This is a genomic window from Serratia sp. S4 (assembly GCF_000347995.1).
In the GTDB taxonomy this organism is placed as follows: Bacteria; Pseudomonadota; Gammaproteobacteria; order Enterobacterales; family Enterobacteriaceae; genus Serratia; species Serratia quinivorans.
The window spans coordinates 923402-939598 of record NZ_KB661120.1 but is presented as its reverse complement, the minus strand read 5'-3'; the positions used below and the strand labels follow the sequence as shown (position 1 = coordinate 939598).

Here is a 16197-nt window from a genome sequence, read left to right as displayed (position 1 = left end):
TTTTCACCTTAACGCAGTGGCCTTAACCGTCTGACTTGAGCAACTCATCAATGGCATCAACTACGTCTTGCACGGTGCGCACCGACTTGAACATTTCCGGCTTGATCTTCTTGCCGGTTGTTTTTTGCAGATGCACCACCAGATCCACCGCATCAATGCTGTCCAGCTCCAGTTCTTCGTACAGGCGGGACTCGGGCTTGATATCATCAGTATCAAGTTCAAACAGTTTGACCAGCAACGCCTGAATCTGCAGGTAAATTTCTTGCTTATCCATGAAAACCCCTTATTTGCTACGCTGTGCAGAAACAAACTTTGCCAGCGTTTCCACGGAATAAAAATGTTGGCGCATATCCTGGCTTTCAGCCGACAGCACCACGCCATAACGGTTCTTTAATGCCAGGCCCAATTCCAATGCATCAATGGAATCCAGACCCAGTCCATCACCAAACAGCGGTGCCTCGGCGTCAATCTCCTCCGGTGTCATACCTTCAAGATTGAGCGTATCAATGATCAATTGCTTGATTTCGGTGCTCAATAAATTCATTCCGCTATATCTCATTATTTATAGGTTCTGACTGTAAGGCGTCAGTTAAATGCTGGGTTAATCTTCTTGCCGCAAGGGCGGGAGAAACGTCATTTGCATGAATGAATGCGCGGGCGTCGATCTTATCCTGAACGGTGATATGGAACTGCGGTTTTATCGCCGGGATCTTATACCATTTGCCCTGCTTCGTCAGCATGGGGGGATGGCAGTGGATATGCACTACCCGGATATCACATTGCCCCCGCAGCGCAATATTGGCCGCCCCCCGTTGCAAGGTAAGCGCCTTACCCGGCGTGGTACGGGTACCTTCCGGGAAGATCAGGATGGTCCCTCCGCTGGCCAGACGTTGGCGACATTGTTCCAAAAGAATATCCGACTGCGCATTCGCCAAATATCCCGCCGCTTTGATCACCCCGCTGACAAATACATTTTCCAGCAAGGCCTCTTTGACGATGCAGTCACAGCGCGGCATTTGTGATGCCAGGAGCACATAATCCAACAGGCTGGGATGGTTGGCGATCACCAGGCAACCGCGATCCTCACTAAAGCGTTCTACATTGTCGAAATGATAATCCAACACGCCGAAAAAACGTGTCGTTGCCAGGAAGAAACGGAAACTGTGACGGATTGAGTTCTGCGTTAACCGGCTGCGGCGTGCGGGATCTCGCACCACCAGGCGCATCAGATTAAACCAGACGCCAGACAGTAGCAGGCCACCCAAACCAAATAGCGAAAAGCAAAAGCCCGTTGCCACCACTCTCCAACAACGATTAAGCCATGAGGATCGTTCGGGAGCCGTTTGGGCAGAGATCGTTGTCGCCATCAGCGTTTCCACAACCAGTCGTGCCGCTGGCCCGGCACCGTGAATTCATCATCAGCGCCCAGCCACCCCCTTAAAAACGACAGGCCTTGCGGCTCCTGGTGGTTCACCTGTTCGGCCGTTGTTGCCTGACATTGCAGCGTGCCACCGCTTTCGAGCAGCAGGGCGACAGCATAGGGAACCGAATTTTCCGGCGCGAAAGGCCGGTAAACCTCCGGTACGATCCCGTCGAAATCGATTAATAACACCCGTTCCGCACTGCCCGTGGCCAATACGGCCTGGGCTTCAATCATCCCCTGCTGAAAGCTGTCTTCGCCAGCGGCCAGTGAAGTGGTCGGCAAAATATTCTTCGCCATAATAGTCAACCATCCCGCCGCCGTGTTGTGTACCGACATGGCAAAATCCGTTGGCGATAAGGGTTGCTGCTGATGCAAGTGCTGGAGAATTTTGTGCGTCCGCTCCAACTCGCCATGACGACTGGTAAAAATTGCCATATCCGCCGGGTAATCATTCAATAAGATCAACCCGCTTTCTACCGCCAGGCGCGTTCCGATACTCATTCGACGCAGCGACATCATGGGGATATGAGAACAACCGGGTAATCCCCCCGAGTATTCAGCGGTAAATGCATTATCCGTAGCCCATTGGCGCCATGCATCACGCGTTCCACGATCGGGAGCCATTGCCCACCAACTGAGTATATTCATGTCGCCCGCCATTAAGGGGATTACCGGTCAGAAAAATTCCGTGGGTAAATTTATTATATCTAACCCCAGAATGCATTCCCAAAATTCCTATTTTTTCACGGAATATCCGATTAAACGATTAGGCTTACTTATCGACATAACCTGATGAGACTTGAGAAAAAAGGGTGTTATCACGATAAAAAACAGCAATATTTGTCGAATTTTTCCGATGAGAGTATCTTAATCAAGGAGCGTCATGCATCACTTCCTCTGCATGATTAATACCTTTCTTATTTACCAACACTCATGGACAAGAGTATGAAACCATTTAAGCTCATTTTAACTGGCGTATTCGCCGCTATGCTGGTTACCGGTTGCGCTGGCACGGCTCCGGTTAAAAACGTCAGCCAAAACATTGCAGGTAGCCACAGTAATGCACAGGTACGCCAGGCGATCCTCTCCGCCGGCTTGAACCGCGGCTGGATTATGAACCCTACCGCAGATGGCGTGATCGATGGCAAGATTTTGCTACGTGGCCACAGCGCAGATATACGTATCACTTACAATACAAATAGTTATCAGATTAACTATATTACTAGCGGTAATATGGATGCCAAAGACGGAAAGATTCATCCAAACTATAATCGCTGGGTGGCCAACCTGAATAAGGATATTCAGTTGGAACTTGCCCGCCAGAATATTAAGTAATCACCAAACTTATTACCCGGCAGGGTTCCTACTGCCGGGTATATTATTCTTTATATTGGCATTCAATTCAGATAATTATTTATCAGAACTGATTTTCACCGCATAAAACACGCTGCAATATTTAATTTTGTTGAATTTTACATATGAAAAAGCCCTGAGTCAGAGACTCAGGGCTTATCAAATTAGTGGCGGAACGGACGGGGCTCGAACCCGCGACCCCCTGCGTGACAGGCAGGTATTCTAACCAACTGAACTACCGCTCCACCGGTTCTTTCACGTTACATCTTTCGATGTGGCAAAATCGCGCTTGGCGATCCTGCTCATTACCGGGTGTCAAACCGATAACGTTTAATTGATGCCTGGCAGTGTCCTACTCTCGCATGGGGAGACCCCACACTACCATCGGCGCTACGGCGTTTCACTTCTGAGTTCGGCATGGGGTCAGGTGGGACCACCGCGCTATTGCCGCCAGGCAAATTCTGTTTCATTCCAGCCGTCATTTCCATGACCACCAGAACCAATCTCGGAACGCGCTGAAAATCTCTCAAATCAAAACACTTTTGGTGTTGTAAGGTTAAGTCTCACGGATCATTAGTACTGGTTAGCTCAATGCATCGCTGCACTTACACACCCAGCCTATCAACGTCTTAGTCTTAAACGTTCCTTCAGGGGAATCAAGTTCCCAGGGAAGACTCATCTCGAGGCAAGTTTCGCGCTTAGATGCTTTCAGCGCTTATCTTTTCCGCACTTAGCTACCGGGCAATGCCATTGGCATGACAACCCGAACACCAGTGGTGCGTTCACTCCGGTCCTCTCGTACTAGGAGCAACCCCTCTCAATCTTCCAACGCCCACGGCAGATAGGGACCGAACTGTCTCACGACGTTCTAAACCCAGCTCGCGTACCACTTTAAATGGCGAACAGCCATACCCTTGGGACCTACTTCAGCCCCAGGATGTGATGAGCCGACATCGAGGTGCCAAACACCGCCGTCGATATGAACTCTTGGGCGGTATCAGCCTGTTATCCCCGGAGTACCTTTTATCCGTTGAGCGATGGCCCTTCCATTCAGAACCACCGGATCACTAAGACCTACTTTCGTACCTGCTCGAGCCGTCACTCTCGCAGTCAAGCTAGCTTATGCCTTTGCACTAACCTCACGATGTCCGACCGTGATTAGCTAACCTTCGTGCTCCTCCGTTACTCTTTGGGAGGAGACCGCCCCAGTCAAACTACCCACCAGACACTGTCCTCACCCCGGATTACGGGGCCGAGTTAGAACATCAAACATTAAAGGGTGGTATTTCAAGGTTGGCTCCACGCAGACTGGCGTCCACGCTTCAAAGCCTCCCACCTATCCTACACATCAAGGCTCAATGTTCAGTGTCAAGCTATAGTAAAGGTTCACGGGGTCTTTCCGTCTTGCCGCGGGTACACTGCATCTTCACAGCGAGTTCAATTTCACTGAGTCTCGGGTGGAGACAGCCTGGCCATCATTACGCCATTCGTGCAGGTCGGAACTTACCCGACAAGGAATTTCGCTACCTTAGGACCGTTATAGTTACGGCCGCCGTTTACTGGGGCTTCGATCAAGAGCTTCGCCTTGCGGCTGACCCCATCAATTAACCTTCCAGCACCGGGCAGGCGTCACACCGTATACGTCCACTTTCGTGTTTGCACAGTGCTGTGTTTTTATTAAACAGTTGCAGCCAGCTGGTATCTGCGACTGGCTTCGGCTCCGAGAGCAAGTCTCTTCACCTACGCGCCAGCGTGCCTTCTCCCGAAGTTACGGCACCATTTTGCCTAGTTCCTTCACCCGAGTTCTCTCAAGCGCCTTGGTATTCTCTACCTGACCACCTGTGTCGGTTTGGGGTACGATTCTGTGTTACCTGATGCTTAGAGGCTTTTCCTGGAAGCTTGGCATCAACTACTTCTGCACCGTAGTGCATCGTCATCACGCCTCAGGGTTGAATAAGCAACCGGATTTACCAGGTCACTCCCCCTACACGCTTAAACCGGGACAACCGTCGCCCGGCTAGCCTAGCCTTCTCCGTCCCCCCTTCGCAGTAACACCGAGTACAGGAATATTAACCTGTTTCCCATCGACTACGCCTTTCGGCCTCGCCTTAGGGGTCGACTCACCCTGCCCCGATTAACGTTGGACAGGAACCCTTGGTCTTCCGGCGAGCGGGTTTTTCACCCGCTTTATCGTTACTTATGTCAGCATTCGCACTTCTGATACCTCCAGCAATCCTCACAGACCACCTTCAACGGCTTACAGAACGCTCCCCTACCCAACAACGCCTAAGCGTCGCTGCCGCAGCTTCGGTGCATGGTTTAGCCCCCGTTACATCTTCCGCGCAGGCCGACTCGACCAGTGAGCTATTACGCTTTCTTTAAATGATGGCTGCTTCTAAGCCAACATCCTGGCTGTCTATGCCTTCCCACATCGTTTCCCACTTAACCATGACTTTGGGACCTTAGCTGGCGGTCTGGGTTGTTTCCCTCTTCACGACGGACGTTAGCACCCGCCGTGTGTCTCCCGTGATAACATTCTTCGGTATTCGGAGTTTGCATCGGTTTGGTAAGCCGGGATGGCCCCCTAGCCGAAACAGTGCTCTACCCCCGAAGATGAGTTCACGAGGCGCTACCTAAATAGCTTTCGGGGAGAACCAGCTATCTCCCGGTTTGATTGGCCTTTCACCCCCAGCCACAAGTCATCCGCTAATTTTTCAACATTAGTCGGTTCGGTCCTCCAGTTAGTGTTACCCAACCTTCAACCTGCCCATGGCTAGATCACCGGGTTTCGGGTCTATACCTTGCAACTATTCGCCCAGTTAAGACTCGGTTTCCCTACGGCTCCCCTATACGGTTAACCTTGCTACAAAATATAAGTCGCTGACCCATTATACAAAAGGTACGCAGTCACCCAACTAGTAGGCTCCCACTGCTTGTACGTACACGGTTTCAGGTTCTATTTCACTCCCCTCGCCGGGGTTCTTTTCGCCTTTCCCTCACGGTACTGGTTCACTATCGGTCAGTCAGGAGTATTTAGCCTTGGAGGATGGTCCCCCCATATTCAGACAGGATGTCACGTGTCCCGCCCTACTCATCGAACTCACAATTAATGCATTTTAGTGTACGGGACTATCACCCTTTACTGTGCGACTTTCCAGACGCTTCCACTAACACAAGAACTGATTCAGGTTCTGGGCTCCTCCCCGTTCGCTCGCCGCTACTGGGGGAATCTCGGTTGATTTCTTTTCCTCGGGGTACTTAGATGTTTCAGTTCCCCCGGTTCGCCTCATACGACTATGTATTCATCGTATGATAGTGCAACGAATTGCACTGGGTTTCCCCATTCGGGTATCGCCGGTTATAACGGTTTATATCACCTTACCGACGCTTATCGCAGATTAACACGCCCTTCATCGCCTCTGACTGCCTAGGCATCCACCGTGTACGCTTAGTCACTTAACCTCACAACCCAAAAGTGTTTCCACTTTCGCGCTGCTACATTTGAGAGACTCTATGACAGGGTACTCCTTACTCCAGTACTTCTACGGAGGAGTAAGTTTCAGCTGTCATGTTTCAATTTTCAGCTTGTTCCAGATTGTTAAAGAGCAATATCTTAAACACGACTCGTTAAAGTCATCTTTAAGATGTTTTCGGTGCAGCAAGCACCGGTGATAATGTCTTTCACTCATTATCGGAATGGCGTCCCCAAGGGGATTCGAACCCCTGTTACAGCCGTGAAAGGGCAGTGTCCTAGGCCTCTAGACGATGGGGACACGAAATTCCGATTAGACTCTCGTCTTAATCGGTTCGTATCAGCATGAGTCAGAGACTCATTACATCAACAGGTAGCGCTTTTGCTCATTACTTTTCTATCAGACAATCTGTGTGAGCACTTCACGCAATCAATATCATTAGGTAAGGAGGTGATCCAACCGCAGGTTCCCCTACGGTTACCTTGTTACGACTTCACCCCAGTCATGAATCACAAAGTGGTAAGCGCCCTCCCGAAGGTTAAGCTACCTACTTCTTTTGCAACCCACTCCCATGGTGTGACGGGCGGTGTGTACAAGGCCCGGGAACGTATTCACCGTAGCATTCTGATCTACGATTACTAGCGATTCCGACTTCACGGAGTCGAGTTGCAGACTCCGATCCGGACTACGACGTACTTTATGAGGTCCGCTGGCTCTCGCGAGTTCGCTTCTCTTTGTATACGCCATTGTAGCACGTGTGTAGCCCTACTCGTAAGGGCCATGATGACTTGACGTCATCCCCACCTTCCTCCGGTTTATCACCGGCAGTCTCCTTTGAGTTCCCGCCATTACGCGCTGGCAACAAAGGATAAGGGTTGCGCTCGTTGCGGGACTTAACCCAACATTTCACAACACGAGCTGACGACAGCCATGCAGCACCTGTCTCAGAGTTCCCGAAGGCACTAAGCTATCTCTAGCGAATTCTCTGGATGTCAAGAGTAGGTAAGGTTCTTCGCGTTGCATCGAATTAAACCACATGCTCCACCGCTTGTGCGGGCCCCCGTCAATTCATTTGAGTTTTAACCTTGCGGCCGTACTCCCCAGGCGGTCGACTTAACGCGTTAGCTCCGGAAGCCACGCCTCAAGGGCACAACCTCCAAGTCGACATCGTTTACAGCGTGGACTACCAGGGTATCTAATCCTGTTTGCTCCCCACGCTTTCGCACCTGAGCGTCAGTCTTTGTCCAGGGGGCCGCCTTCGCCACCGGTATTCCTCCAGATCTCTACGCATTTCACCGCTACACCTGGAATTCTACCCCCCTCTACAAGACTCTAGCTTGCCAGTTTCAAATGCAGTTCCCACGTTAAGCGCGGGGATTTCACATCTGACTTAACAAACCGCCTGCGTGCGCTTTACGCCCAGTAATTCCGATTAACGCTTGCACCCTCCGTATTACCGCGGCTGCTGGCACGGAGTTAGCCGGTGCTTCTTCTGCGAGTAACGTCAATGCAATGTGCTATTAACACACTACCCTTCCTCCTCGCTGAAAGTGCTTTACAACCCGAAGGCCTTCTTCACACACGCGGCATGGCTGCATCAGGCTTGCGCCCATTGTGCAATATTCCCCACTGCTGCCTCCCGTAGGAGTCTGGACCGTGTCTCAGTTCCAGTGTGGCTGGTCATCCTCTCAGACCAGCTAGGGATCGTCGCCTAGGTGAGCCATTACCCCACCTACTAGCTAATCCCATCTGGGCACATCTGATGGCGTGAGGCCCGAAGGTCCCCCACTTTGGTCCGAAGACGTTATGCGGTATTAGCTACCGTTTCCAGTAGTTATCCCCCTCCATCAGGCAGTTTCCCAGACATTACTCACCCGTCCGCCGCTCGTCACCCAGAGAGCAAGCTCTCTTGTGCTACCGCTCGACTTGCATGTGTTAGGCCTGCCGCCAGCGTTCAATCTGAGCCATGATCAAACTCTTCAATTAAAAGCTTGATTTGCTTCAACTCGTGAAGCGATGCTCGAAAATTAACTTTCGTAATAGTCGTTCAGTTGGACAAGCCAACGAAACAACTTATTGCTTGGTCACTCTTCAAGACTTGATATTTTTTCGAACCCGAAGGTTCTGGATATCGCCTTGTGGAGTGCCCACACAGATTGTCTGATAAATTGTTAAAGAGCAGTGAGTTAGCCGCCGTAGCTTGCTATCTCGAGGTGGCGTATATTACGCTTTTCACCCGAAGAGTCAAGCGTTTATTTCGCTTTTCTCTTTCCGACTGGGCGACTTGGTTCTCGTTAGAGGAGTCGTTGTTCCCGGTCAGTGGAGGCGCATTATAGGGAGTTCTCAGAAGGCCGCAACCCCTAAATGCAAAAAACTTTTCAAGCGTCCAAATAACAACCAATAAAGGTCTTTTAGGATATTTATTAGCCGGAAAAGTGATGTTTTAAGGCCGTTAGCCCGGAAAACTCTCTAAGAGCAATGAAAACAGATAAAGAAAAGGGAGCGGTCGCCCGCTCCCTTTTATCACAATGACTATAGATAGCCGTTACTGTTTGGCGACGATATGTTCGTCTTCTACATCCAGCGTCACCGGTTTGCCCGGAATCAACTTGCCGGAAAGGATTTGCTGCGCCAATGGGTTTTCGATCTCCTGCTGGATAGCGCGTTTCAATGGACGCGCACCATATACAGGGTCGAAACCAGTTTTGCCCAGCAGTTCCAACGCCGGTTCGGTCATAGTGACTTCGTAACCACGCTCTTCCAGACGTTTGTACAGACGCGCCAACTGAATCTTGGCGATCTCGGCAATGTGTTTCTGGCCGAGTGGGTGGAACACTACCACCTCATCTATACGGTTGATGAATTCCGGACGGAAATGATGCGTGACCATTTCCATCACCGATTCCTTCATCTGCGCATAGTTCATCTGACCGAAGTGTTCCTGGATCAGATCGGACCCCAGGTTAGAAGTCATGATCACCACGGTATTACGGAAATCAACGGTACGTCCCTGACCATCGGTCAGTCGCCCATCGTCCAAGACCTGCAGCAGAATGTTGAACACATCCGGGTGCGCCTTCTCAACTTCATCCAGCAGGATCACTGAATAAGGTCGACGACGTACCGCCTCGGTCAGATAACCGCCCTCTTCATACCCGACATAGCCCGGAGGCGCACCCACCAGCCGCGATACCGAATGTTTTTCCATAAACTCGGACATATCGATACGCACCATGGCATCGTCACTGTCGAACAGGAACGAGGCCAGCGCCTTACAGAGTTCGGTTTTCCCCACCCCGGTCGGACCGAGGAACAGGAACGAACCGATTGGACGGTTTGGATCTGAAAGCCCAGCTCGGCTACGGCGAATGGCGTTAGATACCGCGCTCACGGCTTCATCCTGGCCAATCACCCGAGAATGCAGCTCCTGCTCCAGGCGCAACAGCTTGTCACGCTCGCCTTCCAGCATTCTGGCAACAGGAATACCGGTAGCTCGCGCCAACACTTCGGCAATTTCTGCGTCGGTCACCCGGTTACGCAACAGCTTCATGGTTTTGCCTTCGGCCAGCGTGGCGGCAGCAAGCTGTTTTTCCAACTCTGGGATCTTGCCGTACTGCAGTTCCGACATCCGCCCCAGATCGCCGACGCGGCGCGCCTGCTCCAGGGTTATCTTGGCCTGCTCAAGTTCCGCTTTGATATTCTGCGTACCGGAGAGTGAGGCTTTTTCCGCTTTCCACTCTTCTTCCAGCTCTGAATATTCACGCTCTTTCTGCTCCAGCTCACCGCTAAGCATTTCCAGACGTTTCTTGCTGGCGTCGTCCGACTCTTTACTCAGCGCCTGTTGCTCCAGCTTAAGCTGAATAATGCGGCGCTCCAGACGATCGAGCGATTCCGGCTTGGAGTCCATCTGCATACGGATGCTGGACGCCGCCTCATCGATCAGGTCAATAGCCTTATCCGGCAATTGACGATCGGAGATATAGCGGTGTGACAAGGTCGCTGCCGCAACAATCGCCGGGTCAGTGATCTGCACATGGTGATGCAGTTCATAACGTTCTTTCAGGCCTCGCAGGATAGCGATGGTGTCTTCAACGCTGGGTTCCGCCACATAGACTTTCTGGAAACGACGTTCGAGCGCCGCGTCCTTCTCTATATACTGGCGATATTCGTCCAGCGTGGTGGCACCGACGCAGTGCAGTTCCCCACGTGCCAGCGCCGGTTTCAACATATTGCCGGCATCCATTGCGCCATCGGCTTTACCCGCGCCGACCATAGTGTGCAGTTCATCAATAAACAGAATGACGCTGCCTTCCTGTTTGGACAGATCGCTCAGCACCGCTTTCAGACGCTCTTCAAACTCACCGCGGTACTTGGCCCCGGCAATCAGCGCCCCCATATCGAGGGACAGCACTCGTTTATGCTTTAGGCCTTCCGGGACTTCACCATTAATGATGCGTTGCGCCAAACCTTCGACGATGGCGGTTTTACCCACGCCAGGCTCGCCGATCAACACCGGGTTGTTTTTGGTACGACGTTGCAGCACCTGAATGGTGCGACGGATCTCTTCGTCACGGCCGATAACCGGGTCAAGCTTGCCCTGCTCGGCACGTTCGGTCAGATCAATAGTGTATTTCTTCAATGCCTGACGTTGGTCTTCAGCACCCTGATCTTCCACGCTGTCTCCACCTCGCATTTGCTCAATAGCCTTGCTGATTTTATCGGTTGTCGCACCGGCCGCTTTCAACAGATCGGTCAATGTTCCACGATCCTCAAGCACCGCCAGTACAAAGAGTTCGGAAGAAATGAATTTGTCCGCCCGCTTTTGCGCCAGCTTGTCGCACAGGTTAAGGACACGCACCAGTTCATGGGACGGTTGAACATCACCACCGGTACCTTCGACTTGAGGCTGACGAGACAGTGCCTGTTCGATTTCAGTGCGCACGCGCCCTGCATCGATACCGGCAGAAGTTAAGAGTGGACGAACCGTGCCCCCGTCCTGATTGAGCAGAGCGCTCATCAGATGTAACGGTTCAATAAACTGGTTGTCGCGCCCAAGGGCTAAAGATTGGGCATCGGCGAGGGCAAGCTGGAATTTGTTAGTAAGACGATCCAGACGCATAACACCTCCAAGATGGGTCGAAATTGCTACTGGAGATTAAATGAGGTCATCCCTCAAAAATTCAAGGTTATTTCGACTGTATATTTTCGGTACTACATCATGCGTCTTTGGACCGTCCTAATTCAATAGGTTATATCAGCCAGATTAAACTTGCCAGACGTCCGGTTATTCCATCGCGACGATAGGAGAAAAAATGACTGATTTCGCTCACCGTGCAGCGATCGCCACCGTAGATGGCGTGAATGCCTGCGCGTTGCAGGCGCTGACGAGCCAATAAATAGATATCGGCCAGGAATTTATCACCCTGGGGGGTGAATGCTGCCGCCGCTGCGTCATCCACAGCAATAAATGCCGCACGGACCTCTGGCCCTACCTCAAACTGTTGCGGGCCAATCGCCGGGCCGAGCCAGGCGCTGATGCGACCCGGTTCAGCAGCAAAAGCAGCCAGAGTTTGTTCCAGCACGCCATTGCACAGCCCACGCCAACCGGCATGGGCTGCAGCAACTTCATCACCGGCCTGCGAGCAAAACAGCACCGGCAAGCAATCCGCCGTCATCACGGCACACACTTGCCCCGGAACATTACTGTAAACGGCATCCGCTTGCAGGTCGGCTGGCGTTTGCCCATCCAGCCGCACTACACGGGTACCATGGATTTGATCCAGCCAGACTGGCATCTGCGGCAGGCCGGCACCCTCCACCAGCCGTTGGCGGTTATCCGCCACCGCCCGCGCATCATCACCCACGTGGGTTCCGAGGTTGAGCGAGTCATACGGCGGTAAACTGATGCCGCCGTGACGGGTCGTGCTGCAGGCTTTTACCCCAGCAGGCAACGGCCAATCGGGCAGGATAAGCGAATCCATTACCAGTTCATCTGATCTTTAAATTCTTCGGTATCGGCTTTCAGCGCGTTAATCAAATCGACCATATCCTGAGGCAGCGGCGCGTGCCACTCCATCTGGATACCGCTGATTGGATGATATAAACGCAGCATGGTAGCGTGCAGTGCCTGGCGATCGAAACCGCGCAGCGTGGCAATAAATGCATCCGACGCACCTTTTGGCGGACGCGGACGGCCACCGTACAGCTGATCCCCCACCAACGGATGGTTGATATGTGACATATGCACACGGATCTGGTGAGTACGGCCGGTTTCCAGACGCAGACGCAGGCGCGTGTGCGCACGGAAGTGCTCCATAATACGGTAATGCGTCACCGCGGGTTTACCCATCGGGTGCACTGCCATATGGGTGCGCTTGGTCGAATGGCGCGAAATTGGCTCTTCGACAGTACCGCCGGCGGTCATGGTGCCAATGGCGACCGCTTCATATTCACGGGTAATATCCCGCGCCTGCAGCGCTTCTACCAGTCGGGTTTGCGCCGGAACGGTTTTGGCCACGACCATCAAACCGGTAGTGTCCTTGTCCAGACGGTGCACGATGCCGGCACGCGGCACATCGGCAATTTCAGGATAGTAGTGCAGCAACGCATTGAGCACCGTGCCATCCGGGTTGCCGGCGCCAGGGTGCACGACCAGGTCGCGTGGCTTGTTGATGACCAGAATGTCACTGTCTTCGTAGACGATATTCAGCGCGATGTCCTGCGGTTCCCAACGGGCGTCTTCTTCTATCTGTGCATCAATGGCGACCGTCTCTCCCCCCAGTACCTTCTCTTTCGGTTTGTTTATCGTTTTGCCATTAACCTGTACCCGATTGTCCAGGATCCAATCTTTTATGCGAGATCGTGAATAATCAGGGAACAATTCGGCCAAAGCCTGATCTAAACGTTGTCCGAGTTGAGATTCGGCCACCGTTGCGGTGAGTTGTACTTGTTGTGCCATATGCAGCTTCTTCGTTAACGTTGGGTTTTCACGGCGATGCCGTTTAATATAATGTGCTATTGTAACTGGTCTTTGTCGGGAGCTTAACGGACAGTCTCCCGGAATAACACCCTGAGGATAATCAAAACGTCATGACGCGTATGAAATATCTGGTGGCGGCAGCCACGTTGAGCCTGGCGCTGGCAGGTTGCTCCACATCCAAGGATGCGGTTCCCGACAACCCACCTTCGGAAATCTATGCTACTGCCCAGCAAAAACTGCAGGACGGTAACTTTAAGGGCGCGATTACGCAACTCGAAGCGTTAGATAACCGCTATCCTTTCGGGCCGTACTCTCAGCAGGTTCAGTTGGACCTGATTTATGCCTACTACAAATCTGCCGATTTACCACTGGCTCAGGCGTCTATCGATCGTTTCATGCGTCTGAACCCTACGCACCCGAACATCGACTACGTGATGTACATGCGTGGTCTGACCGATATGGCGTTGGATGACAGTGCATTGCAAGGCTTCTTCGGGGTCGATCGTTCAGACCGCGATCCACAGCATGCTCGCGCTGCGTTTCGCGATTTCAGCCAGCTGATTCAGCAGTACCCGAACAGCCAGTATGTGACCGATGCCAACAAGCGTCTGGTGTATCTGAAAGACCGCCTGGCCAAGTATGAGCTTTCGGTGGTGGAATACTACACTAAACGCGGTGCCTACGTCGCGGTCGTTAATCGCGCCGAACAGATGCTACGTGAATATCCGGATACCAAAGCAACGCGCGACGCGCTGCCGCTGATGGAAAATGCGTATAAGCAGTTGCAACTGAACGGTCAGGCCGACAAAGTGGCCAAAGTGATTGCCGCCAACCCGGCATAACCGAATTGGCAACGGCAGAAAAACAAAACGGCAGCCTTGGCTGCCGTTTTCATTTGCTGCGAACTTAGCCAGAACTGGATAAATACCCAAGCAAAAACACGATGTTAGCAAGTCTGCCCCACCGCTTATCCTTTCAATAATGCGCGTTCCGCTCACAAGACTCAAGCGTTAGATAGCCAATTCAAATGCTGAATCACAGATTGAACTAACTTTGCAAAAAGTGACAAAAATACGTGATTTTCATCACGCATTTAAGCAAAAAGCGGGGTATGCTGGATCCATCCAAGACGGAAAGACAGAGAGGTAAGTTATATGACATTGAACATTACCAGCAAACAAATGGATATCACTCCCGCAATCCGCAGTCACGTCGAAGACCGTCTCACCAAACTGGAAAAATGGCAGGCCCAACTGATTAACCCACATATCGTCTTATCCAAAGAACCGAAAGGGTTTGTTGCCGACGCCACCATTACTACCCCTAACGGCCCGCTGGTCGCCAGCGCTAAACATGAAGACATGTACACCGCCGTTAACGATCTGATCGCCAAGCTGGAACGCCAGTTGAATAAGGTGCAGCACAAAGGCGAAGCACGCCGTGCCGCGACCAGCGTGAAGGACATCATTCCGGAAGTCGAACCGGAACAGGAATAACCGTTTAGCGGCTGTTTCACATCAAACGCGCCTGAGGGCGCGTTTTTTGTCTGGTTTTTTTATTGACGAGATAAAGGCCTGCGGTTACTTTAAAACCTGTCTCACGCATACTCTGGATAACCCATGCTCCGTAAACCGTTTTTCTTCGCATTCTTTTTTACCTTCCCCTGATTGGGAGGCGTTTCGTCGTGTGATAAAGAATGCGAAGACGAACAGCAAAGCCTCCTGAAATCAGGGGGCTTTTTTTATGGCTATTTACGACGTATAAAAAATATAAGGCAGAAGCTGATTATGACTGACAACCCGTTACTCGTGCTGCGCGAACGCATCAGCGCACTGGATCTGAAACTGCTGTCCCTGCTGGCAGAACGCCGTGAGCTGGCGGTAGAGGTAGGGAAAACCAAGCTGCACTCTCATCGTCCTATTCGGGATAAAGAGCGTGAGCGCGACCTGCTGGACGCCCTGATCGCCGCCGCCAAACCCTACGATCTGGACGGGTTCTACGTCACTCGCCTGTTCCAGCTAATTATCGAAGACTCGGTATTAACCCAGCAGTCGTTACTGCAAAACCAACTCAATCAAGTCAGTCAGCATTCAGCCCGCATCGCTTTCCTCGGCCCGAAAGGCTCTTATTCACACCTGGCCGCACGCCAATACGCTGCTCGTCATTTCGACCAGTTGATCGAGTGCGGTTGCCAGAAATTCCAGGACATATTTACCCAGGTCGAAACCGGCCAGGCGGATTACGCCATTCTGCCGATCGAAAATACCAGCTCAGGTTCGATTAACGATGTCTACGATCTGCTGCAGCACACCAGCCTGTCGATCGTCGGCGAACTGACCAACCCAATCGATCACTGCGTCCTGGTAGCCAGCGATACCGATCTTGCCCAGATTGAAACCGTGTATAGCCACCCGCAGCCGTTCCAGCAATGCAGCCAGTTCATTAACCGCTACCCACACTGGAAAATCGAATATTGTGAAAGCACTGCCGCAGCGATGGAAAAGGTCGCCAAATTGAACTCGCCAAAAGCCGCAGCGCTGGGCAGCGAAGCTGGCGGGGCACTGTATGGCCTGCAGGTGCTGGAGCACAATCTGGCCAATCAACAGCAAAACATCACCCGCTTCATCGTGCTGGCGCGTAAGGCTATCGACGTCTCCGAGCAAGTGCCGGCTAAAACCACGCTGATCATGGCCACCGGGCAGCAGTCTGGTGCACTGGTTGAAGCGCTGCTGGTGCTGCGCGAAAACGGTATCATCATGACCAAACTGGAATCTCGCCCGATTAACGGCAATCCGTGGGAGGAAATGTTTTATATCGATGTGCAGGCTAACCTGCGTTCTGAATCAATGCAGAAAGCATTGAGGGATCTGACGCCGATAACTCGCTCGCTGAAGGTGTTGGGCTGCTACCCCAGCGACAACGTGGTGCCGGTCAATCCATCCTGAATGAGATAAAAAAGGGTTCGGCAT

At 52.1% G+C, this 16197-nt stretch carries 12 protein-coding genes, 2 tRNA genes, 3 rRNA genes and 1 other annotated feature; of the genes, 5 read left to right on the top strand and 12 right to left on the bottom strand.

From position 1 onward, the window contains the following. Positions 1-22: 22 nt before the first annotated feature. The 4 genes from SERS4_RS0105000 to SERS4_RS0104985 are packed head-to-tail and all read right to left on the bottom strand — an operon-like array spanning position 23 to position 2083. Entirely contained in the window at positions 23-274 is a 252-nt protein-coding gene (locus SERS4_RS0105000) for an acyl carrier protein (RefSeq protein WP_017891686.1), read from the bottom strand. 9 nt (positions 275-283) lie between these two features. Then, positions 284-544 carry a phosphopantetheine-binding protein gene (locus SERS4_RS0104995; RefSeq protein WP_017891685.1) on the bottom strand — a complete coding sequence of 87 codons (261 nt, stop codon included), beginning with the start codon at positions 542-544 and terminating at the stop codon, positions 284-286. A 4-nt stretch (positions 545-548) separates the two neighbouring features. Then, positions 549-1367: a 1-acyl-sn-glycerol-3-phosphate acyltransferase gene (locus tag SERS4_RS0104990; protein ID WP_012005334.1), complete on the bottom strand. Its 819-nt coding sequence runs from the start codon at positions 1365-1367 to the stop codon at positions 549-551. After that, a complete protein-coding gene (locus SERS4_RS0104985) occupies positions 1367-2083 on the bottom strand; it encodes a beta-ketoacyl synthase chain length factor (RefSeq protein WP_026142211.1) in 717 nt (238 codons plus the stop codon). Before SERS4_RS0104985 ends, SERS4_RS0104990 begins: the two co-directional genes overlap by 1 nt. A gap of 285 nt (positions 2084-2368) precedes the next feature. On the opposite strand from SERS4_RS0104985, the gene SERS4_RS0104980 reads away from it, so the two are divergent. Continuing rightward, positions 2369-2758, top strand: coding sequence for a hypothetical protein (locus SERS4_RS0104980; protein ID WP_017891682.1), 390 nt, complete (start codon positions 2369-2371; stop codon positions 2756-2758). A 186-nt stretch (positions 2759-2944) separates the two neighbouring features. Here the strand turns inward: SERS4_RS0104980 and SERS4_RS0104975 are convergent. The 8 genes from SERS4_RS0104975 to rluD form a co-directional block, all read right to left on the bottom strand. Continuing rightward, positions 2945-3021: transfer RNA gene (locus tag SERS4_RS0104975), tRNA-Asp, on the bottom strand. A 94-nt stretch (positions 3022-3115) separates the two neighbouring features. Continuing rightward, a 5S ribosomal RNA gene (gene rrf / locus SERS4_RS0104970) occupies positions 3116-3231 on the bottom strand. A gap of 97 nt (positions 3232-3328) precedes the next feature. Continuing rightward, a 23S ribosomal RNA gene (locus SERS4_RS0104965) occupies positions 3329-6238 on the bottom strand. 235 nt (positions 6239-6473) lie between these two features. After that, positions 6474-6549 (bottom strand) — tRNA-Glu (locus tag SERS4_RS0104960). 143 nt (positions 6550-6692) lie between these two features. Beyond that, positions 6693-8235, bottom strand: a 16S ribosomal RNA gene (locus tag SERS4_RS0104955). The 16S, 23S and 5S rRNA genes sit together here with 2 tRNA genes alongside, the layout of an rRNA operon. 559 nt (positions 8236-8794) lie before the next feature. Then, complete coding sequence (clpB, locus tag SERS4_RS0104950) at positions 8795-11368, bottom strand: ATP-dependent chaperone ClpB (RefSeq protein WP_017891681.1); 2574 nt, start codon at positions 11366-11368, stop codon at positions 8795-8797. 130 nt (positions 11369-11498) lie between these two features. Then, on the bottom strand, positions 11499-12230 hold the full coding sequence (yfiH, locus tag SERS4_RS0104945; protein WP_017891680.1) for a purine nucleoside phosphorylase YfiH: 732 nt from the start codon (positions 12228-12230) through the stop codon (positions 11499-11501). Continuing rightward, the gene (gene rluD, locus SERS4_RS0104940) at positions 12230-13207 is read right to left on the bottom strand and encodes a 23S rRNA pseudouridine(1911/1915/1917) synthase RluD (RefSeq protein WP_012005329.1); all 978 of its coding nucleotides are present in this window, start codon (positions 13205-13207) and stop codon (positions 12230-12232) included. Before rluD ends, yfiH begins: the two co-directional genes overlap by 1 nt. A 131-nt stretch (positions 13208-13338) precedes the next feature. Between rluD and bamD the strand changes: the two genes are divergently transcribed. From bamD to pheA, 4 genes are all read left to right on the top strand, one after another. After that, on the top strand, positions 13339-14070 hold the full coding sequence (bamD, locus tag SERS4_RS0104935; protein WP_012005328.1) for an outer membrane protein assembly factor BamD: 732 nt from the start codon (positions 13339-13341) through the stop codon (positions 14068-14070). Positions 14071-14382: 312 nt separating this feature from the next. Then, the gene (gene raiA, locus SERS4_RS0104930) at positions 14383-14724 is read left to right on the top strand and encodes a ribosome-associated translation inhibitor RaiA (protein WP_012005327.1); all 342 of its coding nucleotides are present in this window, start codon (positions 14383-14385) and stop codon (positions 14722-14724) included. Between the two features lie 122 nt (positions 14725-14846). After that, positions 14847-14973, top strand: a sequence feature (Phe leader region). Beyond that, positions 14848-14895, top strand: coding sequence for a pheA operon leader peptide PheL (pheL, locus tag SERS4_RS27210; RefSeq protein ID WP_198010413.1), 48 nt, complete (start codon positions 14848-14850; stop codon positions 14893-14895). Its footprint overlaps the feature before it by 48 nt. A gap of 42 nt (positions 14974-15015) precedes the next feature. Next, positions 15016-16173: a bifunctional chorismate mutase/prephenate dehydratase gene (gene pheA, locus SERS4_RS0104925; RefSeq protein ID WP_012005326.1), complete on the top strand. Its 1158-nt coding sequence runs from the start codon at positions 15016-15018 to the stop codon at positions 16171-16173. Positions 16174-16197: the final 24 nt, after the last annotated feature.

What these genes read in the sequence shown, in the direction of transcription:
- SERS4_RS0105000 (WP_017891686.1), bottom strand. Translation starts at nt 274, where the DNA reads ATGGATAAGCAAGAAATTTACCTGCAGATTCAGGCGTTGCTGGTCAAA.
- SERS4_RS0104995 (WP_017891685.1), bottom strand. Translation starts at nt 544, where the DNA reads ATGAATTTATTGAGCACCGAAATCAAGCAATTGATCATTGATACGCTC.
- SERS4_RS0104990 (WP_012005334.1), bottom strand. Translation starts at nt 1,367, where the DNA reads ATGGCGACAACGATCTCTGCCCAAACGGCTCCCGAACGATCCTCATGG.
- SERS4_RS0104985 (WP_026142211.1), bottom strand. Translation starts at nt 2,083, where the DNA reads ATGGCGGGCGACATGAATATACTCAGTTGGTGGGCAATGGCTCCCGAT.
- SERS4_RS0104980 (WP_017891682.1), top strand. Translation starts at nt 2,369, where the DNA reads ATGAAACCATTTAAGCTCATTTTAACTGGCGTATTCGCCGCTATGCTG.
- clpB (WP_017891681.1), bottom strand. Translation starts at nt 11,368, where the DNA reads ATGCGTCTGGATCGTCTTACTAACAAATTCCAGCTTGCCCTCGCCGAT.
- yfiH (WP_017891680.1), bottom strand. Translation starts at nt 12,230, where the DNA reads ATGGATTCGCTTATCCTGCCCGATTGGCCGTTGCCTGCTGGGGTAAAA.
- rluD (WP_012005329.1), bottom strand. Translation starts at nt 13,207, where the DNA reads ATGGCACAACAAGTACAACTCACCGCAACGGTGGCCGAATCTCAACTC.
- bamD (WP_012005328.1), top strand. Translation starts at nt 13,339, where the DNA reads ATGACGCGTATGAAATATCTGGTGGCGGCAGCCACGTTGAGCCTGGCG.
- raiA (WP_012005327.1), top strand. Translation starts at nt 14,383, where the DNA reads ATGACATTGAACATTACCAGCAAACAAATGGATATCACTCCCGCAATC.
- pheA (WP_012005326.1), top strand. Translation starts at nt 15,016, where the DNA reads ATGACTGACAACCCGTTACTCGTGCTGCGCGAACGCATCAGCGCACTG.